At 72.6% G+C, this 17413-nt stretch carries 15 protein-coding genes; 7 read left to right on the top strand and 8 right to left on the bottom strand.

Annotated features, from left to right (window positions below; genetic code table 11):
* Positions 1 to 23: 23 nt before the first annotated feature.
* The 3 genes from OG553_RS16545 to OG553_RS16535 form a co-directional block, all read right to left on the bottom strand.
* The gene (locus OG553_RS16545) at positions 24 to 3047 is read right to left on the bottom strand and encodes a tetratricopeptide repeat protein (protein WP_405979713.1); all 3024 of its coding nucleotides are present in this window, start codon (positions 3045 to 3047) and stop codon (positions 24 to 26) included.
* Positions 3044 to 4969: an HSP90 family protein gene (locus OG553_RS16540; RefSeq protein ID WP_405979712.1), complete on the bottom strand. Its 1926-nt coding sequence runs from the start codon at positions 4967 to 4969 to the stop codon at positions 3044 to 3046. Before OG553_RS16540 ends, OG553_RS16545 begins: the two co-directional genes overlap by 4 nt.
* A gap of 153 nt (positions 4970 to 5122) precedes the next feature.
* Positions 5123 to 5662, bottom strand: coding sequence for an RNA 2'-phosphotransferase (locus tag OG553_RS16535; protein WP_405979711.1), 540 nt, complete (start codon positions 5660 to 5662; stop codon positions 5123 to 5125).
* A gap of 144 nt (positions 5663 to 5806) precedes the next feature.
* On the opposite strand from OG553_RS16535, the gene OG553_RS16530 reads away from it, so the two are divergent.
* Positions 5807 to 6592 carry an aquaporin gene (locus OG553_RS16530; protein WP_405979710.1) on the top strand — a complete coding sequence of 262 codons (786 nt, stop codon included), beginning with the start codon at positions 5807 to 5809 and terminating at the stop codon, positions 6590 to 6592.
* Between the two features lie 115 nt (positions 6593 to 6707).
* Here the strand turns inward: OG553_RS16530 and OG553_RS16525 are convergent, their stop codons facing one another.
* From OG553_RS16525 to OG553_RS16515, 3 genes are all read right to left on the bottom strand, one after another.
* A complete protein-coding gene (locus OG553_RS16525) occupies positions 6708 to 7622 on the bottom strand; it encodes a MerR family transcriptional regulator (protein ID WP_405979709.1) in 915 nt (304 codons plus the stop codon).
* Between the two features lie 171 nt (positions 7623 to 7793).
* Positions 7794 to 9566, bottom strand: a complete 1773-nt coding sequence (locus OG553_RS16520; RefSeq protein WP_405983055.1) for an SDR family oxidoreductase — start codon at positions 9564 to 9566, stop codon at positions 7794 to 7796.
* Positions 9567 to 9571: 5 nt separating this feature from the next.
* Positions 9572 to 10441: a M24 family metallopeptidase gene (locus tag OG553_RS16515; protein WP_007265293.1), complete on the bottom strand. Its 870-nt coding sequence runs from the start codon at positions 10439 to 10441 to the stop codon at positions 9572 to 9574.
* A 212-nt stretch (positions 10442 to 10653) separates the two neighbouring features.
* Between OG553_RS16515 and OG553_RS16510 the strand changes: the two genes are divergently transcribed.
* The 5 genes from OG553_RS16510 to OG553_RS16490 all read left to right on the top strand — a co-directional run bounded on the left by OG553_RS16510 (position 10654) and on the right by OG553_RS16490 (position 14929).
* On the top strand, positions 10654 to 11643 hold the full coding sequence (locus OG553_RS16510; RefSeq protein ID WP_405979708.1) for an ABC transporter ATP-binding protein: 990 nt from the start codon (positions 10654 to 10656) through the stop codon (positions 11641 to 11643).
* Positions 11633 to 12520, top strand: coding sequence for an ABC transporter permease subunit (locus OG553_RS16505; protein WP_405979707.1), 888 nt, complete (start codon positions 11633 to 11635; stop codon positions 12518 to 12520). The genes OG553_RS16510 and OG553_RS16505 overlap by 11 nt, the downstream gene beginning before the upstream one ends.
* On the top strand, positions 12517 to 13428 hold the full coding sequence (locus OG553_RS16500; RefSeq protein WP_405979706.1) for an ABC transporter ATP-binding protein: 912 nt from the start codon (positions 12517 to 12519) through the stop codon (positions 13426 to 13428). Before OG553_RS16505 ends, OG553_RS16500 begins: the two co-directional genes overlap by 4 nt.
* Positions 13429 to 13441: 13 nt before the next feature.
* Positions 13442 to 14161 carry an ABC transporter permease gene (locus OG553_RS16495; RefSeq protein ID WP_405979705.1) on the top strand — a complete coding sequence of 240 codons (720 nt, stop codon included), beginning with the start codon at positions 13442 to 13444 and terminating at the stop codon, positions 14159 to 14161.
* 84 nt (positions 14162 to 14245) lie between these two features.
* Positions 14246 to 14929 (top strand): rhomboid-like protein, encoded by a 684-nt coding sequence (locus OG553_RS16490; protein ID WP_405979704.1) that lies wholly within the window; start codon positions 14246 to 14248, stop codon positions 14927 to 14929.
* Positions 14930 to 15006: 77 nt separating this feature from the next.
* Here OG553_RS16490 and OG553_RS16485 read toward each other — a convergent pair whose 3' ends face one another.
* Both OG553_RS16485 and OG553_RS16480 read right to left on the bottom strand, forming a co-directional pair.
* Positions 15007 to 15666, bottom strand: coding sequence for a response regulator (locus tag OG553_RS16485; protein WP_405979703.1), 660 nt, complete (start codon positions 15664 to 15666; stop codon positions 15007 to 15009).
* 10 nt (positions 15667 to 15676) lie between these two features.
* On the bottom strand, positions 15677 to 16669 hold the full coding sequence (locus tag OG553_RS16480) for a sensor histidine kinase (protein WP_405979702.1): 993 nt from the start codon (positions 16667 to 16669) through the stop codon (positions 15677 to 15679).
* Between the two features lie 164 nt (positions 16670 to 16833).
* Here OG553_RS16480 and OG553_RS16475 point away from each other — a divergent pair, with 164 nt between their 5' ends.
* Positions 16834 to 17397: a hypothetical protein gene (locus tag OG553_RS16475; protein ID WP_405979701.1), complete on the top strand. Its 564-nt coding sequence runs from the start codon at positions 16834 to 16836 to the stop codon at positions 17395 to 17397.
* Positions 17398 to 17413: the final 16 nt, after the last annotated feature.

Here is a 17413-nt window from a genome sequence, read left to right as displayed (position 1 = left end):
GGGTCGGTCGGATGCTCGGGCGCTCAGGCCGTCAGGTTCGCGATGATCCGCCGTGCCTGGGGGACCACCCACTCCGGAGCCATGCCCTCGGGCAGGGTCTCGACCTCCTCCAGCAGCGCCGACATCCTGGCGGCGCCCGCCTCCGGGCGGCCCAGCTCGTGCTCGGTCCACGCGGCGTTGTTCAGGCACTGGAAGCGGTCCTGGAGGTTCTCCAGCCCGAGCCGCGCGTACAGCTCGGCCGCGCGCTCCCACAGCTCGATCTCCTCAAGCCGCAGGGCCTCGACGGCGGCCGCGCTCAGGTGGCCACCGGCCGGGGGCTCCTCCTTCCCGTCCCGGTCGGGCCCGAGGGTGCCCACCAGCCGGTCCAGGACCTGCGCCAGCTGGTGCCAGGTCTGCGCCAGTTCGGAGAGCAGTTCCGCGGCCTCGCCGCCATCGGCCGCCAGGGCCGCCTCCAGGACCTCGGCGGCCTCGTCCATCAGGGCCCGGGCGGCGGCCACGGTCTCCTCGGTGACCTCCTCGCGCATCTCCAGCCAGGCCAGCGAGCGCAGGATCCGGACCTCGGACACCACCGCGTCGCCGGTCAGCCGGCGCAGCTCCAGAGCGCGCCGGTACGCGGCGACGGCCTCGTCGGCGAGACCGGCGTCGGAGAGGCTGTCGGCCGCCGCCTGGGCGAAGCCCGCCTGGGGCCGGGGGTCCTCCCAGTCCTCGACCAGGTCGGCGGCGAGCAGGAACTGCTCCGCGGCGGCCCGGGGCTCGCGCAGGTCGCGCAGCAGGTTCCCCAGGAAGTCCCGCGCGGACACGGCCTGCCCCTCGCCGTGCTCCAGCAGGTCCGGCAGCGCCGACTGCAGGACCTCCGCCGCGTCGGCGGTCCGGCCGTCCCGGGCGTAGGCCTGGGCCAGCATCCGCCGGGCCTGGGCCCCGCCGTCGGCGGCCAGACCCGCCTGGTCGAACCAGTGCGCCGCCGCGAGGGCGTGCTCGGCGGCCTCCGCCGCGGTGCCCTGCCCGCGCAGCAGGACGTCCGCGAGGGTGAGGCGTACGATCCCCTGCTCCTCGGCGTCCGTCACCTCGGCGGAGTGCTCCAGGCCGGACCGAGCGGCCTCCTCGGCCTCCTCGGGCCGTCCCAGCGAGAGCAGCACCCCGGCCCGCAGGACGAGGGCGTCCGTCGCCCGCCACGGCCGGCCCGCCCCGACGGCCCGGTCTGCGGCGGAGGCCAGCAGCTCCAGGGCCCGTTCGGTGTCGCCCTGCGAGAGGGCCACCCGGCCGAGCATCTCCTCGGCCTCGGAGGCCAGGTCCGGGATGTCCTGCCCGTAGGAGGAGACGAAGGAGGCGAGTTCGGCCACCAGCAGCCCGTGCTCGTGTTCGTGGTCATGACCGTGCTCGTGCGCGTGGCCGTCCCCGTCCCCGTGTTCACGGGCGTGCTCCCGCGCGGCCTCGGCCGAGCGCAGGTACGGCTCCAGCCGCAGCGCGGACAGCTCCGCCACGGCGATCCGCCGGGCCCGCAGGGGCTCCGCCGCGTCCAGCTCCTCGGCGGCGCGCAGGCCCGCCGCCAGCAGTGCGCGGACCTCTTCCGGCGCGGCCCCGGCCTGCGCGGCCGAGCTCGCCAGCCGCAGTTCCGCCAGGGCGGCGCGGTCGGCCCGCCCCAGCGCCCGGTATCCGTCGCGGACGGCCGTCAGCAGCTCCGCCGCGTCCGGTGCCCCGGCCCGCGCGGCCGTCAGGGCCCGGTGCTCGGCGACCTCGGCCAGCAGCAGCGGGTGCACGTCCGGCTCCGGCAGCGCGGAGACCCGTACGACGACCTCCGCCCAGAGCCGGTCCGCTCCGGGGTGGCCCGTGTCGCGGGCGACACGGGCCTGCTCCACGAGCCCGCCGAACTCGGCGGCGCTGACGGGCACGGACGCGGCGGCCGGTGCCGGAGCGGCCCCGGCCGGCTGCGGGAGGGCGGCGCTGCGCACGCCCAGGGGGAGCGCGTCGGCCAGCGGGGCCCGGGAGAGCCGCTCGGTGAGCCGCTCGGAGACCCGGGCGGTGCCGTTGCGCACGTCGAACCGCCGGGCGATGTCCAGGGCCTCCGCACGCAGGATGCCGTGCAGCTCCTCGACGGTGCGCGCGGAGCCCTCGTACGGCACCGTCGGGTCGGCGCCGTGGCCGAGCTCGACCAGCCGCCGGAGCAGGACGAGGACTCCGGCGTAGAAGTCCAGCTGGGTCTTGACGTCCACCAGCGGCCGCAGGTGCGCCCCGTGCTCGGCGAGGATCTCCACGCCGCGCGCCTCGTTGCCGGTGAGCGCGCAGAACTCGATGTGCTGGCCGATCGCGCGCAGCAGGCTCTCCTTGCCCCGGGCCATCCGGTAGCCGCGCAGGTGGTTCGAGCGGGCCTCGTCGGTGCGGCCGAGGCGCAGCAGGGGGAGCAGCGACCGGGCCAGCACCCGGTGCGGTTCCTCCATGCAGGTCTGCTCGCCCGTCAGCACGGGCTCCCAGACCTCGATGGCCTTGGCGTCTTCGCCCTTGGTCGCCCAGAAGACGCCCTGGGAGTTGGTCTCGCAGGCGTGGCAGTCGCTCATCGCGTCGCGGTCGGCCGCGCGCCACTGGGCCATGGCCCGCTCCGCGCGGTCGTCGTCGCCGATGGCGTCGGCGAGGAAGTACTCGGACTGGCGTACCGCCCGCTCGCTGTAGCCGGCGATCCGGTAGCGCTTCTCCATGTCGTCGAGGTAGCCCGTGACGGAGGAGATCGGCACGTCGGGGGAGCTGATGATCTGGCCCGAGACCCACTTGAAGCGCCAGAAGAGGGAGTGGGCGTCGCCCGAGTCGAACGCCGACGGGTCGCGGTCGTGCTCCTGGAGCAGGCGGGCGAACGGGACCACCATGCGGCTCCGCTCGGCGCTGTACTCGTAGGCGTCGATCTGGTTGACCAGCGCGGCCCGGAACACGCCGGTGTCCCCGCAGACCTCGGCGGCGGCGGTCAGCGCCTCGGCCTGGGCGTTGCGCGCGGCGCCGTGGGGCAGGCTGCGGTTCTCGTACAGGGCGCGCCGGATCTCGTCGGCCGTCAGGGTGCTCACTTCTCGTTCTCCTCGGACGTGGCGGTCGGGGTGGCCTGGGCGTTGACGGGGTGGGTCGCCCATTCCAGGAGGCCGAGGAAGGCCCGGTTGAGCAGGGCCGAATCGGCCGGGCGGAGCGGCCGCTGGGACATCAGCAGCGCCTGGCCGTACAGCGATTCGACGGCGGTGCCGGCGAGCGTCGGGTCGGGAAGGCCCGCGATCCGGCGGACCAGCGGGTTGTTGTGGTTGAAGACGAGGCGGGCGCGCGGGCCGGAGCCGCGCAGCGAGCCGAGGATGCCGCTCCACAGGGAGTCGGCGGATTCGAGTGCGGCGGTCCGGTCGCGCTCCTGGCGGGCCTGGCGGTCGTCGAGGTACAGCGCGGGCACGGCCACGGGCTGGAAGGCGCGCAGGACCACGTCGCAGCTCTGGGGCTCCAGCCGGGTGCGGGCGGTGGAGAGGAACGCGGCGAGGGAGAGTTCGACGGTGGTGGGGACCGGGTCGAGGCGGTCGGTGACCGCTCCCGCGTCCAGCTCGGTGACCTTCAGGTCGGGGCGGACGGAGGGCAGCAGGGCCAGCAGGTCGGCGTCGTAGGTGTAGCCGGCGTTGACGACGCCGAGGCCGTGGGCCGCCGCGATCGGTGCGATCTGCCGGAACTCCTCGACGGTGCGCGTGAAGTGGATCTCGGAGTGGGCCGCCGTGAACTCCTCCAGGTTCATCGAGCCGTCGCTGGTCTCGAACGGCAGCCACGGCAGCATCAGGCCGAGCAGCTCGGCGTCGTGCCGGGCGAGGGACTTCACGCCGAGGTGGTGGACGCTCAGGAAGGCGGCCAGGCGGTCCGGTTCGCTCGCCGCGAGCTCGGCCAGCCAGGTCCGGATGCGGGCGCCGAGGGCCTCGCGCACGGCGGCGAGCGTCTCGTCGTCGTAGAGGTTCTCGCGGGAGGCCGTGGGCCGCAGGGTGTCGGTGTCGAGGACGGCGCGGACGAAGAAGGCCCAGTCGGGCAGCAGGTTGTCGGCCTGGTCGGTGAGCAGCATCCCCTTGAGGTGGACGCGGTGGCCGGCCCGGTGGGCGGGGCTGGTCGGCTCGGGCAGTACGTACGCGACGCCGCGCACCCCGGCGACCGGCAGGTCGAGGTCGATGCTGTCGAGCGGGGTGAAGCCGAACAGCTGCGCGCAGTGCCCGGCGAGCGCGACGCGCCGGGCGGCCGGGGTGGGATGGGCGCGGTCCCACACGGCGGGCCGGTCGGTGATGGACCGGGGGGCGCCGCCGAGGCCGTCGTCGAAGGTGATGGGGTAGGGCAGCAGGGAGCCGTAGTCGCGGGCGAGGCGTTCGACCCGGGTGGGCTCGGTCCATTCCTCGGCGCCCGGGCGGGCTTCCAGGTGGACGGTGGTGCCGGGTTCGGGGCGGGCGTCGTGGGGCAGTTCGCGCACGGTGTACGAGCCGTCGTCCGTGGCCAGCCACTCGACGGGCGCGGCCTGGGGGTCGCGGGCGGAGCGGGTGACGACCCGGATCTGCCGGGCGACGACGAAGCAGGCGAGCAGGCCGATGCCGAACTGTCCCAGGAACTGCCGGCGGGTGGTCTCCAGGCCCTGCAGCTCGGCGGCGGAGGCGCCTTCACCCCGGCGCTTGGAGCTGCGGCCGATGGTGGCGAGGAGGGAGTGGGCCTCGGCGGCGGTCAGGCCGATGCCGGAGTCCTCGATGGTGATGCGGCCGGCGGACGCCGACAGGCGGATGCGCACTTCCGCGCCGGGCTCGTGCGCGTGACGGGCGGTCACGGCGTCCACGGCGTTCTGGAGGAGTTCGCGCACGTAGACGCGGGGGCTGGAATAGAGGTGGTGGGAGAGCAGGTCGACCAGGCCGCGCAGATCGACCTGGAAGTTGTTGGCGGCGCCCTCGGCGGGGGATTCGGAGGGGAATTCGGACGGGGACGGGGACACGGATGTCATCAGGCATCAGCTCGCTTGCTCGCGTGGTCGGTCGGCGATCGCGAGGTACCCCCCTCACTGATCCCGGAACGAGGAACAGAGTAGGTGGACGATCCGACAATCACGCCGTGAATTCCGCCCCGGCCGAAGGCCCCGGCCGGGGCCTTCGGCCGGTCACTGGAAGCGGAGGAATTCCGGGGGCACGGCGTCCGCCAGCCACACCCCGTTGGCGCTGACCCGGAACACGTGCCCGGCCGCGCGCATCGCCCCGGCGTCCACGGCGAGGACCACCGGCCGGCCCCGGCGGGCGCCGACCCGGGTCGCCGTCTCGCGGTCGGGCGACAGGTGCACGTGGTGGCGGGCCATGGGGCGCAGGCCCTCGGCGCGGATCGCGTCCAGGGCCGCGGCCACGGTGCCGTGGTAGAGGTAGGCGGGCGGTTCGGCCTCCGGCAGGCCCAGGTCCACCGTGACGGTGTGCCCCTGGCTGGCCCGGATGCGGGTGCCGTCGACGGCGAACCGCTGTTTGTCGTTGGCGGCGACCACGTGGTCGAGTTCGGCCCTGCTGAACGGGAATCCGTGTTCCGCGGCGGCCCGCAGGAGATCGTCGATCTCCACCCAGCCCTGGGGGTCGAGCACCAGTCCGATCCGTTCCGGCTGGTGCCGCAGGTGTTTCGAGACGTATTTGGACACCTTCACGGTGCGTCGGTCATCCATGTGCCCAGCTTGGCGGCTCGCGAGCGCCCGGGGCAGCGATTTTCCACCCTTCGGACGGGCGGGACGCCCATGGGCACCCCTCTATCGCTTTTCCAAGATACGGAATACATTTTCCGCATCACGACTTATCCAGAGGGAGAAACTATGACAAATAAGGCTTCACTGCTTCGGCGTGTGGCTGCCGAGCTCATCGGCACCGCAGGCCTGCTCGTGGTGGTGATCGGCTCGGGCATTCAGGCCGCGAACCTCAGCCGCGACACCGGTGTCGCCCTCGTCGCCAACTCGCTCGCCTCCGCGATCGGCCTCGGCCTGATCATCACCCTGTTCGGCCCCCTCTCCGGAGCCCACCTCAACCCGGTCGTCACCCTCACCGCCTGGTGGGCGCGGCGCACCGGCGGCGAGGGACTCGACGCGCGTGAGGCCTTCGCGTACGCCGCCGCCCAGACGACCGGCGCCATCGGCGGCGCCGTACTGGCGGAGACGATGTTCGGCCGCACCCCGGGAACCTTCTCCACCCAGGTCCGCGACGGGGGTCACCTGCTGATCGGCGAGATCGTAGCCACCGCCGGGCTGGTCCTGGTCATCCAGGGGCTCGGCCGCATCGGCAGGCCCAGGCTGATCCCGGCCGCCGTGGCCGCGTACATCGCCGCCGCGATCTGGTTCACCTCGTCGGGGTCCTTCGCCAACCCCGCCGGCACCGTCGGGCGGGCCTTCAGCGACTCCTTCACCGGCATCGCCCCGCAGTCGCTGCCCGGGTTCGTCGCGGCGCAGCTGCTCGGAGGCGTCCTCGGACTCGCCCTGGCCACACTCCTCTACGGCCGGGAGCGCCGTGACGGCGACACGGCCGCGCCGCGCTCCGGGCAGCCGGAGACGGAGGCCGTGGTGGCCGATACCGCTCGCACCGGCTCGGCGTTCGAAGCCATCGTCTAGCCGATAACCCGTGTTGCCCACAGGCGGACGGGAGTTGTCCACAGCCGTTTCGGCGGGTTTCGGCGACATCTGAGCGATTCGCCCCGGGGACCCCCTGTGGACTACCGAGCGAGCATTACCGGCCGCCCCGGCTGGCCAGATCGTTCATCGTCCGGGCCTGGAGCTCCCGTTCCGTCGCGGCCCGGACGAACTCCGCCACGTGCTCCGGCCCCACCAGTTCCTGCACCGCCCGCACCGTCCCGGCGGGCAGGGCCACCGGGGCGGGCCCCGTCGGCTGGGCCGCACCGGGCGCACCCAGGTGGCGCTGGAGGTGCCGGGTCGCGAACAGCCGCATCGCCCGGGCCAGCTCGGCGTCCACCGTCTGCTGGGCCAGGGGCCGCAGCCTGCGCACCATCGTCGCCGCCTCGGCCGCGTCCGCGTCGGTCGGCGGCACCTGCCCGAGGTAGCGGGCGAAGACGTGCTCGGTGGTGAACTCCAGGAAGCGCGAGGCGATGTGCTCCACCTGCCCGCGCAGCTCGCGCAGGTGCCCCGTGATCGCCCCGAGGGGCACCCCCGCCGCGTACAGCTCGGCCGCTACGGCCAGCTCCTGCGGCGAGGGCACGAGGAACTCGTCCGGGCGGCCGGGGATCCGCTCCAGCACCCCCAGCTCACAGGCCTCGTCCACCGCTTCGTCGTCCGGCAGGCCGCCGAACCGCGCGTTGAGGTCGTCCCGGCTGATCCGGTCGGCCTCCTCGTCGGTCCAGGGCCCGTGCACCTCGGCGACCAGGCCGAGTACGCCGCCCAGCCCGCGCCCCGCGTCCCAGGCCTCCAGCAGCTCCTTGATGGAGGCCAGGGTGTAGCCGCGGTCCAGCAGGTCGGCGATCTGCCGCAGCCGCGCCAGATGCGTGTCCCGGTAGACGTTGGACCGGCCCCGCCGCTCCGGCTTCGGCAGCAGGCCGCGGTCCTGGTACGCCCGGATCGTGCGCACCGTCGCCCCGCTGTGATGGGCCAGATCCTCGATCCTGTACTCGGCTACCGCCTGATCGGACAATCCCGGCTCCCTACGACATGGCGGCTCGGCCGACCGCGCCCGCCGCGGTCCGGGCGGCAGGAGGCGCCGCCAGGTACTCGACCGCCTTGAGCAGCGAGCCCTCCTGCGAGGGATGGTACGACCGCGGGCAGGAGCGGGGTATGGCCGTGCCGCGCATGCCGTCGCACGGCATCACAGCCGGGGCTCCAGCCGGGCGATCCGGCGCAGGGCGTTCGGCGCGAAGCGCGACATCCACAGGGCGGCCTTGGACTCGGGCGTCACCGGGACCACCGCCCGGTTCTTCACCACGGCCAGCAGGATCGCGTCCGCGACCTTCTCCGGGGGGAAGTTGCGCAGTCCGTACAGCCGCGACGAGCGCTCCTGACGGCGCTTCTCCTCGTCCGCGTCCACACCGGCGAACCGGGAGGTGGCCGTGATGTTGGTGTTGACGATGCCCGGGCAGATCGCCGAGACCCCGATCGACTGGGACGCCAGCTCCGCCCGCAGGCACTCGCTCAGCATCAGCACCGCAGCCTTGGACGTGCTGTAGGCGGGCAGCGTCCGGGAGGGCAGGTAGGCGGCCGCGGAGGCGGTGTTGACGATGTGACCGCCCTGCCCGCGTTCGGCCATCTGCTTCCCGAAGATCCGGCAGCCGTGGACGACCCCCCACAGGTTGACGTCCAGGACCTTCTTCCAGTCCTCGGAGCCGGTCTCCAGGAAGGACCCCGAGAGGCCGATGCCGGCGTTGTTGACCAGCACGTCGACGATCCCGTACTCGGCGGTGACCTTCGCCGCGAGCTTCTCCATCGCCTGCTCGTCACTGACGTCGACGCACTCGCCCCAGGCTTCCGGGGCCCCGACCAGCCGGGCCATCTCAGCCGTGCGCGCCGCGCCCTCGCCGTCCCGGTCCACCGCCACCACCCGGGCCCCGGCCTCGGCGAACGCGAACGCGGTGGCCCGCCCGATCCCGCTGGCGGCGCCGGTGACCAGCACCAGCTGCCCCCCGAACCGGTCCGCGTACTTGCCCGGAGCCCGCTGCTCCGGCGCCCGCGCGGCAGGCTCCTCGCGGGCCGTGACGAAGTCGGTGATCCACGCCGCCACCTGGTCCGGACGGGTCCTTGGGATCCAGTGCTTCGCGGGCAGGGTCCGCCGCACCAGCCCCGGGGCCCAGCGCTCCACGTCGTCGTAGAGCCGCTCGGACAGGAAGACGTCCCCGGTCGGGACGATCAGCTGCACCGGAACGTGCGCGTACGCGTCGGGGCGCGGCCGGCTCATCCGGGCCCGCACGTTGTCCCGGTAGAGCCAGGCGCCGTGCGCCGCGTCGGAGGACAGCGAGGCCGTCGGGTACCCGCCGACCGGGATCCCCTCGCTGCGCTCCATGAGCTTGGGCCAGCGCTTGCCGAGGGGCCCGCGCCAGGCGAGCTCCGGCAGCACCGGGGTGTGCAGCATGCCCACGTACCAGGACCGGACGCCCTGGCCCAGCAGCTGGGCCGTCCGGCGCGGGGAGGGCCGCCGCATCCGCTGCTTGATCCAGTGCCCGAAGTGGTCGAGGGAGGGCCCCGACATGGAGGTGAAGGAGGCGATCCGCCCCTCGGTGCGGGCGACCGTCGCGAACTCCCAGCCCTGCACGGAGCCCCAGTCGTGGCCGACCAGGTGCACCGGACGGTCCGGACTGACCGCGTCCACCACGGCCAGGAAGTCGTCGGTCAGCTTCTCCAGGGTGAAGCCGCCGCGCAACGGCACCGGAGCCGAGGAGCGCCCGTGGCCGCGTACGTCGTAGAGCACCACGTGGAAGCGGTCCGCGAGCCGCTCGGCGACCTCCGACCAGACCTCCTTGCTGTCCGGGTACCCGTGCACCAGCAGCACGGTCGGCCGGCCCGCCTCACCGAGCTCGACGACGCACAGCTCGACCCCGCCGGTGCTCACCCGGCGCTCGCGCGCACCCTCCAGAGCCGTCCCGATCATCCCGCTCATGCCGCCTTCTCCTCAGCCCAGCGCCGCACGTGCGGCAGGTCGTCGTCCAGCCAGAACGCGCTCTCCCCGGGGTCCCGGGAGTCGGTGACCACCAGGATCTCCTCGAACTTCGCGCCGGTGCCCCGGAAGCCCAGGTGCGGCTCCACCGCCCACAGGCCGGGCTGCGGCGGATGATCGGAGAAGTGGTACGGACTCCACAGCGGCGACCAGCCCTCCCTGTGCCCGTGCAGGGCGTCGGAGGCCAGCCCCTTGAGGGACTGGGTGCCGAAGCCGAACGCGGTCGGGGACCAGCGGCGCTCCTTGACCCGGTCTATCTTGTGCGCGATGACACCGAAGGGGTAGGCCCGGTGCCGGTTCGCGTACCCCTGGCGGGTCATCAGCCGCTCGACGTTCTCGTAGATCTCCCGCAGCGGCCGGCGCTCGCGCACCTGCTCCAGGATCAGTTCCCGGTGCGGCCGCAGGTCCGACATCAGCCGGTCCTGCACCGGGTTGAGTCCGAGGCTGCCTGAGTAGCCGATGTCGGCCGCGTAGCCCCGGTACACCGGCGCCATGTCGAGGATGAACGGCATACCCGGCTCCAGCCGCCGCGAGGTCGGGAAGAACTGGAGGGGGATCTTGAAGTTCGCGAAGGCGGTGCGGTCCCCGAACCAGGCGAAGGGCAGGTGGAACCAGTCCCGCACCCCGCGCTCGCGCAGCCAGTCGCGCTGCATCCGCGCCGCCTCGCGTTCGGTCACTCCCGGGCGGAGCTGCGCCGCCACGGTCTCCGCGCACTCGTACGCGAGCCGCTGGACCTCCCTGAAGCCGCGCAGCCCGGCGGAAAGCTGCCCGGAGTCGTGCGCGGTGCGCTGCTTGGTGTCCCCAGTCATGCCGGCCGTCCGTCCCTGTCGCCCAACGCTCCCGAAACCTGCCACTGATGAATGTGACAATGGGCGGAGATCACGTCAAGGCCCCTGCACGGACCTGTGGACAAACTTCGGAGCCATCAGCCTTCCGTCAGGGTCCGTAGTCCTCAAGGCGGATACGCGATCCCGCTCCAGGTCTGACGATCGGCGGCCTCCGCGGCACTAACGTCGAAGCCGTGACTGTCATCGCGACCGAAAGCCTGAGCAAGCGGTACCCCCGAGTGACCGCCCTCGACCGGCTCTCCCTGGACATCGGACCCGGCGTGACCGGCCTCGTGGGTGCCAACGGAGCCGGCAAGTCCACGCTGATCAAGATCCTGCTCGGACTGTCCCCCGCCACCGAGGGCCGCGCCGCCGTGCTCGGACTGGACGTCGCCACGCATGGCAGCGCCATCCGCGAACGGGTCGGCTACATGCCCGAACACGACGCCCTGCCGCCCGACGTCTCGGCCACCGAGTTCGTCGTCCACATGGCGCGCATGTCCGGCCTCCCGCCGACCGCCGCCCGCGAGCGCACCGCCGACACCCTGCGCCACGTCGGGCTGTACGAGGAGCGCTACCGCCCCATCGGCGGCTACTCCACCGGCATGAAGCAGCGGGTCAAGCTCGCCCAGGCGCTGGTCCACGACCCGCAGCTGGTCCTCCTCGACGAGCCGACCAACGGCCTCGACCCGGTCGGCCGCGATGAGATGCTCGGCCTGATCCGCCGCGTCTACACCGACTTCGGCATCTCGGTCCTGGTCACCTCCCACCTCCTCGGAGAGCTGGAGCGGACCTGCGACCACGTGGTCGTCGTCGACGGCGGCAAGCTGCTGCGCTCCAGCTCCACCAGCGACTTCACCCAGACCACGGCCACCCTCGCGGTCGAGGTCACCGACTCCGACGCGTACCCGGACGGCACCTCGGCCCTGCGCAAGGCACTCACCGCGGCGGGCATCACCCTGCACGCGGGCGAGGAGCAGGGCCTGCCCGGCGCCGGCCACATCCTCCTCGTCGAGGCCACCGGCGACGAGACGTACGACACCGTCCGCGACACCGTCGCCGACCTCGGTCTCGGCCTGGTCCGCATGGAGCAGCGCCGCCACCACATCGCCGAGGTCTTCCGCGACAGCGACCGGTCCTCGTCCCCCGCCCACCCGAAGGGAGCCGGCCCCGATGGCGCCTGAGACCTCGACCCAGATCCACAACATCGGCTACCGGTCCTACGACGGCCCCCGGCTCGGCCGCGGCTACGCCCGTACCTCGCTGTTCTCGCAGTCCCTGCGGGGCGCGTACGGGCTCGGTCGCTCCGCCAAGTCCAAGGTTCTGCCGATGATCCTCTTCGCGGTGATGTGCGTCCCGGCGCTGATCATCGTCGCCGTGGCCATCGCCGTCCCCGGCTCCAGCGACCTGCCGATCAAGTACACGACGTACGCCCTGACCACGCAGGTGGTCATCGGCCTCTACCTCGCCTCGCAGGCGCCGCAGTCGGTCTCGCGCGACCTGCGCTTCAAGACGGTGCCGCTGTACTTCTCGCGGCCCATCGAGCGGGTCGACTACGTACTGGCCAAGTACGCGGCCATGGCCTCGGCCCTCTTCATCCTCACCGCCACACCGCTGCTGATCATGTGGATCGGCTCGCTGCTGGCAAAGTTCGACTTCGGTCACCAGACCAAGGGATTCGGGCAGGGACTGGTGTCGGTACTGCTGCTGTCGCTCCTCTTCGCCGGCCTCGGCCTCGTCATGGCCGCACTCACCCCGCGCCGCGGCTTCGGCGTCGCCGCCGTCATCGCCCTGCTGCTCATCCCCTACGGAGCCGTCTCCACCGTCCAGGCCGTCGCCTACTCCACCGGGAACACCGGGGCCATCGAGTGGATGGGCCTGTTCTCCCCGATCTCGCTGATCGACGGGGTGCAGACCGCCTTCCTCGGCGCCACCTCCGCCTTCCCGGGCGGCGAGGGCCCCTCCGCAGCCACCGGAGTGGTGTACCTGCTCGTCGTACTCGGCCTCATCGTCGGCTCCTACGCCGCCCTGATGGCCCGCTACCGGAAGGCCGGGCTGTGACCATCATCGACATCGACCACACCTCCCGCTGGTTCGGGAACGTCGTTGCCGTCAACGACGTGACCATGCGCATCGGTCCCGGCGTCACCGGACTCCTCGGCCCCAACGGCGCCGGCAAGTCCACCCTCATCAACATGATGGGCGGCTTCCTCGCACCCTCCACCGGCACCGTCACCCTCGACGGCGCGCCGATCTGGCGCAACGAGCAGGTCTACAAGCAGATCGGCGTCGTGCCCGAGCGCGAGGCGATGTACGACTTCCTCACCGGCCGGGAGTTCGTCGTCGCCAACGCCGAGCTCCACGGGCTCGACGACGCCGCGGCGCAGCGGGCGCTCGCCACGGTCGAGATGGAGTACGCCCAGGACCGCAAGATCGCCACGTACTCCAAGGGCATGCGCCAGCGCGTGAAGATGGCCTCCGCCCTCGTCCACGAGCCGTCCGTGCTCCTCCTCGACGAGCCCTTCAACGGCATGGACCCGCGCCAGCGCATGCAGCTCATGGACCTGCTGCGGCGGATGGGCGACGAGGGCCGCACCGTCCTGTTCTCCTCCCACATCCTGGAGGAGGTCGAACAGCTCGCCTCGCACATCGAGGTGGTCGTCGCCGGCCGGCACGCGGCGTCCGGAGACTTCCGCAAGATCCGCCGCCTGATGACGGACCGGCCGCACCGCTACCTCGTCCGCTCCTCCGACGACCGGGCCCTCGCGGCGGCACTGATCGCCGACCCGTCCACGGCAGGCATCGAGGTCGACCTCCAGGAAGGCGCGCTGCGCATCCAGGCCGTCGACTTCGGACGCTTCACCGAGCTGCTGCCGCGCGTCGCCCGTGCCCACGGCATCCGGCTGCTGACGGTCTCCCCCTCCGACGAGTCCCTCGAGTCGGTCTTCTCCTACCTCGTCGCGGCCTGAAGGAGCTGGCACCATGTACAACCCCACCGTCGCCCGGCTCACCTACCGGGCCTTGCTCGGCAGGCGCCGCGCGCTGATCCTCTTCGCGCTCCCCGCGCTGCTGATCGTCATCTCCCTCGCCGTCCGCTTCTTCACAGGTGTGGACGACAAGGTGGCGGCCGACCTCCTCGGCGGCTTCGCCCTCGCGACGATGGTCCCGCTGATCGGCGTCATCGCCGGTACCGGCGCCATCGGCCCCGAGATCGACGACGGCTCGATCGTCTACCTGCTCTCCAAGCCGGTGAAGCGCCCGACGATCATCATGACCAAGCTGATCGTCGCCATCGCGGTCACGATGGCCTTCTCCGCGATCCCCACCCTGATCGCGGGCTTCATCCTCAATGGCAACGGCCAGCAGATCGCCGTCGCCTACACCGTCGCCGCCCTCGTCGCCTCGATCGCCTACAGCGCCCTTTTCCTGCTGCTGGGCACCGTCAGCCGGCACGCGGTCGTCTTCGGCCTGGTCTACGCCCTCATCTGGGAGTCCCTCTTCGGCAGCCTGGTCTCCGGAGCCAAGACGCTCAGCGTCCAGCAGTGGGCCCTGGCCCTGGCCGAGAAGGTCGCCGGACAGGGATACGTCGACGCAAGCGTCGGCCTGCCCACCGCCGTGGCCCTGCTCCTCGCGGTCACCGTCGGCGCCACCGTGTACGCCGGCCAGAAGCTGCGCCGCCTCACCCTCGCAGGCGAGGAATAGGAACCCCTCGGCAGCGTCCACCACCGTGCCCCGCCCGGCCCACCGGCCGGGCGGGGCACGGCTTTGCGGGGCATCATCGGGTGCATGATCCAGCATCCCGAGCCTGAGCCGTCCAGGCCCTTGCGGTCCTGGATACGCTCCTCGCCCGGCACGCACATATGGCTGCTGATCGTCGCCGTCACCAGCCTCGTCGTCGCGATCGCCCCCGACCGGCTCGACCACGTGCTGCTCCACCGCAACAGCAGCAATATCCACCAGCTGGTGAAATATCCCGTCCGGGCACTGCTCAGCAGCGCCTTCTGGATCGAGAACCCGGCCTCGCTCGCCCTCTACGCCGTGCTCTTCGAGTTCTTCCACGCCCCTGTGGAGCGCTGGCTCGGTACCTTGCGCTGGCTCCTGATCGTCGCGACCGCGCACGTCGTCGCCACCCTCGTCAGCCAGAAGGTGCTCCTGATGGCCATCCAGGACCACCGAGCGCCGCACAGCATGACCCATGTCGTCGACATCGGCGTCAGCTACGGGCTGGCGGCCTCCATGGGGGTGCTGACCTACCGGCTCCCCAACCCCTGGAGATGGCTCTACCTCCTCGGCGTGGTCGCCTTCTTCGGACTTCCCCTGCTCACAGGGGGCAGCTTCACCGACCTCGGCCACGCCATCTCGCTCGCCGTCGGACTCCTTGCCTGGCCGTTGACCCTGCACCGCGATCCACACGGGCACGAGCACGTCCACGGGCGGGCGGCCGATGTTTCACGTGAAACACGCGCCTGACCCCTCGTCCCACGTGACCCCTTGTTTCGCGGGGCCCTTGTTTCACGTGAAACATCGGCCCGGCCCCGCACCGGTCCCTACTCCGGGCCGACCACTCCGTGCTCCCAGGCCCACGCGGCGATCCCGACCCGGTTCCGGGCCCTCAGCTTGGCCTGCACGTTCGCGATGTGCGTCTTCGCGGTACCGGCGCTGATGAACAGCTCCGTCCCGATCTCGGCGTTCGTCCGCCCACGCGCCACCAGCCGTACGATCTCCAGCTCGCGCGGGGTCAGGACCTCCCCGGCCGGTACCTGCCCGGCAGGCACCGGCGCCGCCGTGGTTCCGGGCCCCGACAGCCGGCTCAGCAGCCGGACGGTGATCTGAGGGCTGATCAGGGTGTCCCCGGCCATTGCCGCCCGCACCCCTTCGATCAGCAGTGTCGGGCCCGAGCGCTTCAGCAGGAAGCCGCAGGCTCCGTTGCGTAGCGCGGTGTGCACGTAGTCGTCCTGGTCGAAGGTGGTCACCACCACGACCCGGGTCTGCGGGGACAGCAGCCGGGTCACCTCCAGCCCGTCCAGGCGCGGCATGCGGATGTCCGCGAGCACCACGTCGGGGCGCAGCCGCCGGGCCAGTTCCACGGCGCTCTCCCCGTCGGAGGCCTCCCCCACCACGGTCATGTCCGGCTGGGAGTCCAGGATCAGCCGGAATCCGCTGCGGATGTCCTCTTGGTCGTCGGCTATCAGGATGCTGGTGGTCACGCTGTCATGATCACCCCTGAAGGGCGCCCGCCGCCGGGAAGACCGCCGAAACCCGCCATCCCCCGTCCTCGTCGGGTCCGGCGCCGAAGGTGCCGTCCGCCGCCTCCACCCGCTCCCGCAGACCGGCGAGCCCCGTCCCGCCGCCGCGTCGGCGGCCGAGGATGCCCCGGGGTCCGCGCGGCGGCGCGGTGTTCGCCACGCTCAGCTCTATCCCCGCCGGGGCCCGGCGGACGCTCACCCGGACCGAGGCAGCTCCGGGCGCGTGGCGGCGTACGTTCGTCAACGCCTCCACCGCGACGCGGTACGCCGTGGTGTCCGCCTCGCGTGACAGCGCGGCCAGGGCCCGTTCCTCGGCCTCCAGTACCCCGCCCTCGAACCGGGCCACCAGCTGCGGCAGTTCAGCGAGCCCCGGAGCCGGGGCGGCGGGGCCGCCGCCCGCCGCGCGCAGCGCGTGCACCGTCCGGTCCATCGAAGCCAGCGCGCTCAGGCCGGCCGCCTCGATGCGCTCCAGGGCGAGGACCGCCTGTCGGGGGTCGGTCCCCGCGACGAACCGGGCGGCCTGGGCCTGCACCACGATGGCGCTCACGTCGTGCGCGACGAAGTCGTGCAGATCGCGGGCCAGTTCGAGCTGCTGGCCGCGCCGGGCGTCCCGTACGGCCCGCCGCGTCCTGCCCTGCTGCCGTCGCAGGTGCCCCCCGAGGGCCAGTGCGGCGAGAGCGGGCGCCGCCCAGAAGGCCGCCGCCCCGCTGCACTCCAGCCACGACGCCCCGTCCGTCCACAGCAGCGGTACCGGCCAGAGCGAGACCGCGGCGACGCCCAGGGTGCCGGCCACGGCGGCCGGCCGTACGGGTGACCACCGGGCCAGGAGGGCAAGCAGGGGCAGCAGCAGTGCCACCCCCGTCAGGGTCCACGCCCCGGGCACCCGGGCGAAGCTCCCGCCCAGGGACAGCACGGAGGCGCAGGCCAGTGCCGGGGCGTACAGGGCACGCGGATCCAGGGTCATGCCGCTGACCCTACGAGCCGGTGCGGGGCCGTTCCATCTGCCGTTCGGCAGAGGCTGCTCCGGGTCCCTGGGGCTCCGAACCTGCTGATCGGCGGATGGCCGGGCGTACCCCGCCGGACGAGGCTTGGAGTACCACCAGCCCTCTCCCGAAAAGGACTTGAGCCATGACGACCCTCACCGCCCCCGCCCCGACCGTCTCCGGCGTCTCGGCCGTCTCCGTCGTCCCGGGCGTCTCCCGCCCGGTCCGCTGGGCCGCGAAGGCCGCGGCCCTGACCCTGCTCCCGAGCGGGCTGTGGCGCGTACTGATAGCGGTCGGGATACCCGTCGGCTGGGGCGCCGGCGACGCGCTGCACTCCGACAACTTCCCGGGCATCGGATCGCTCTACCTCATCGCGCTCAGCACCTTCGCCGAATGCCTGGGCCTGCTGACCCTGGGCCTCGTGCAGCGGTGGGGCGAGGAGGTGCCGCGCTGGATCCCCCGGCTGGGCGGCCGCCGTATCCCGCCGCTGGTCGCGGTGGTTCCCGCGGCGCTCGGGGCGGCCGCCGTCACCGCGATCACGGTGCTCTCCGCGTTCGCATGGAACGCCAACTTCACCCAGAGCCCCACCGCCCCCAGTGGGGCCGCGTACTGGTTCATGACCCTCTGCTACGCCCCCCTGCTGCTGTGGGGGCCGCTCCTGGCCTTCGTCACGGCGGCCTACTGGCGACGCCGCGCGCTCCGCGGCTGACCGGCGGAAATTCGCT

Source organism: Streptomyces sp. NBC_00158 (assembly GCF_045160885.1).
In the GTDB taxonomy this organism is placed as follows: Bacteria; Actinomycetota; Actinomycetes; order Streptomycetales; family Streptomycetaceae; genus Streptomyces.
The sequence above is the reverse complement of the archived record's forward strand: the minus strand, read 5'-3'. Positions and strand labels throughout refer to the sequence as shown.

Coding starts and splice junctions, on each gene's coding strand:
- OG553_RS16475 (WP_405979701.1), top strand. CDS start 16,834: ATGACGACCCTCACCGCCCCCGCCCCGACCGTCTCCGGCGTCTCGGCC.
- OG553_RS16540 (WP_405979712.1), bottom strand. CDS start 4,969: ATGACATCCGTGTCCCCGTCCCCGTCCGAATTCCCCTCCGAATCCCCC.
- OG553_RS16535 (WP_405979711.1), bottom strand. CDS start 5,662: ATGGATGACCGACGCACCGTGAAGGTGTCCAAATACGTCTCGAAACAC.
- OG553_RS16530 (WP_405979710.1), top strand. CDS start 5,807: ATGACAAATAAGGCTTCACTGCTTCGGCGTGTGGCTGCCGAGCTCATC.
- OG553_RS16505 (WP_405979707.1), top strand. CDS start 11,633: ATGGCGCCTGAGACCTCGACCCAGATCCACAACATCGGCTACCGGTCC.
- OG553_RS16515 (WP_007265293.1), bottom strand. CDS start 10,441: ATGACTGGGGACACCAAGCAGCGCACCGCGCACGACTCCGGGCAGCTT.
- OG553_RS16495 (WP_405979705.1), top strand. CDS start 13,442: ATGTACAACCCCACCGTCGCCCGGCTCACCTACCGGGCCTTGCTCGGC.
- OG553_RS16520 (WP_405983055.1), bottom strand. CDS start 9,566: ATGATCGGGACGGCTCTGGAGGGTGCGCGCGAGCGCCGGGTGAGCACC.
- OG553_RS16480 (WP_405979702.1), bottom strand. CDS start 16,669: ATGACCCTGGATCCGCGTGCCCTGTACGCCCCGGCACTGGCCTGCGCC.
- OG553_RS16490 (WP_405979704.1), top strand. CDS start 14,246: ATGATCCAGCATCCCGAGCCTGAGCCGTCCAGGCCCTTGCGGTCCTGG.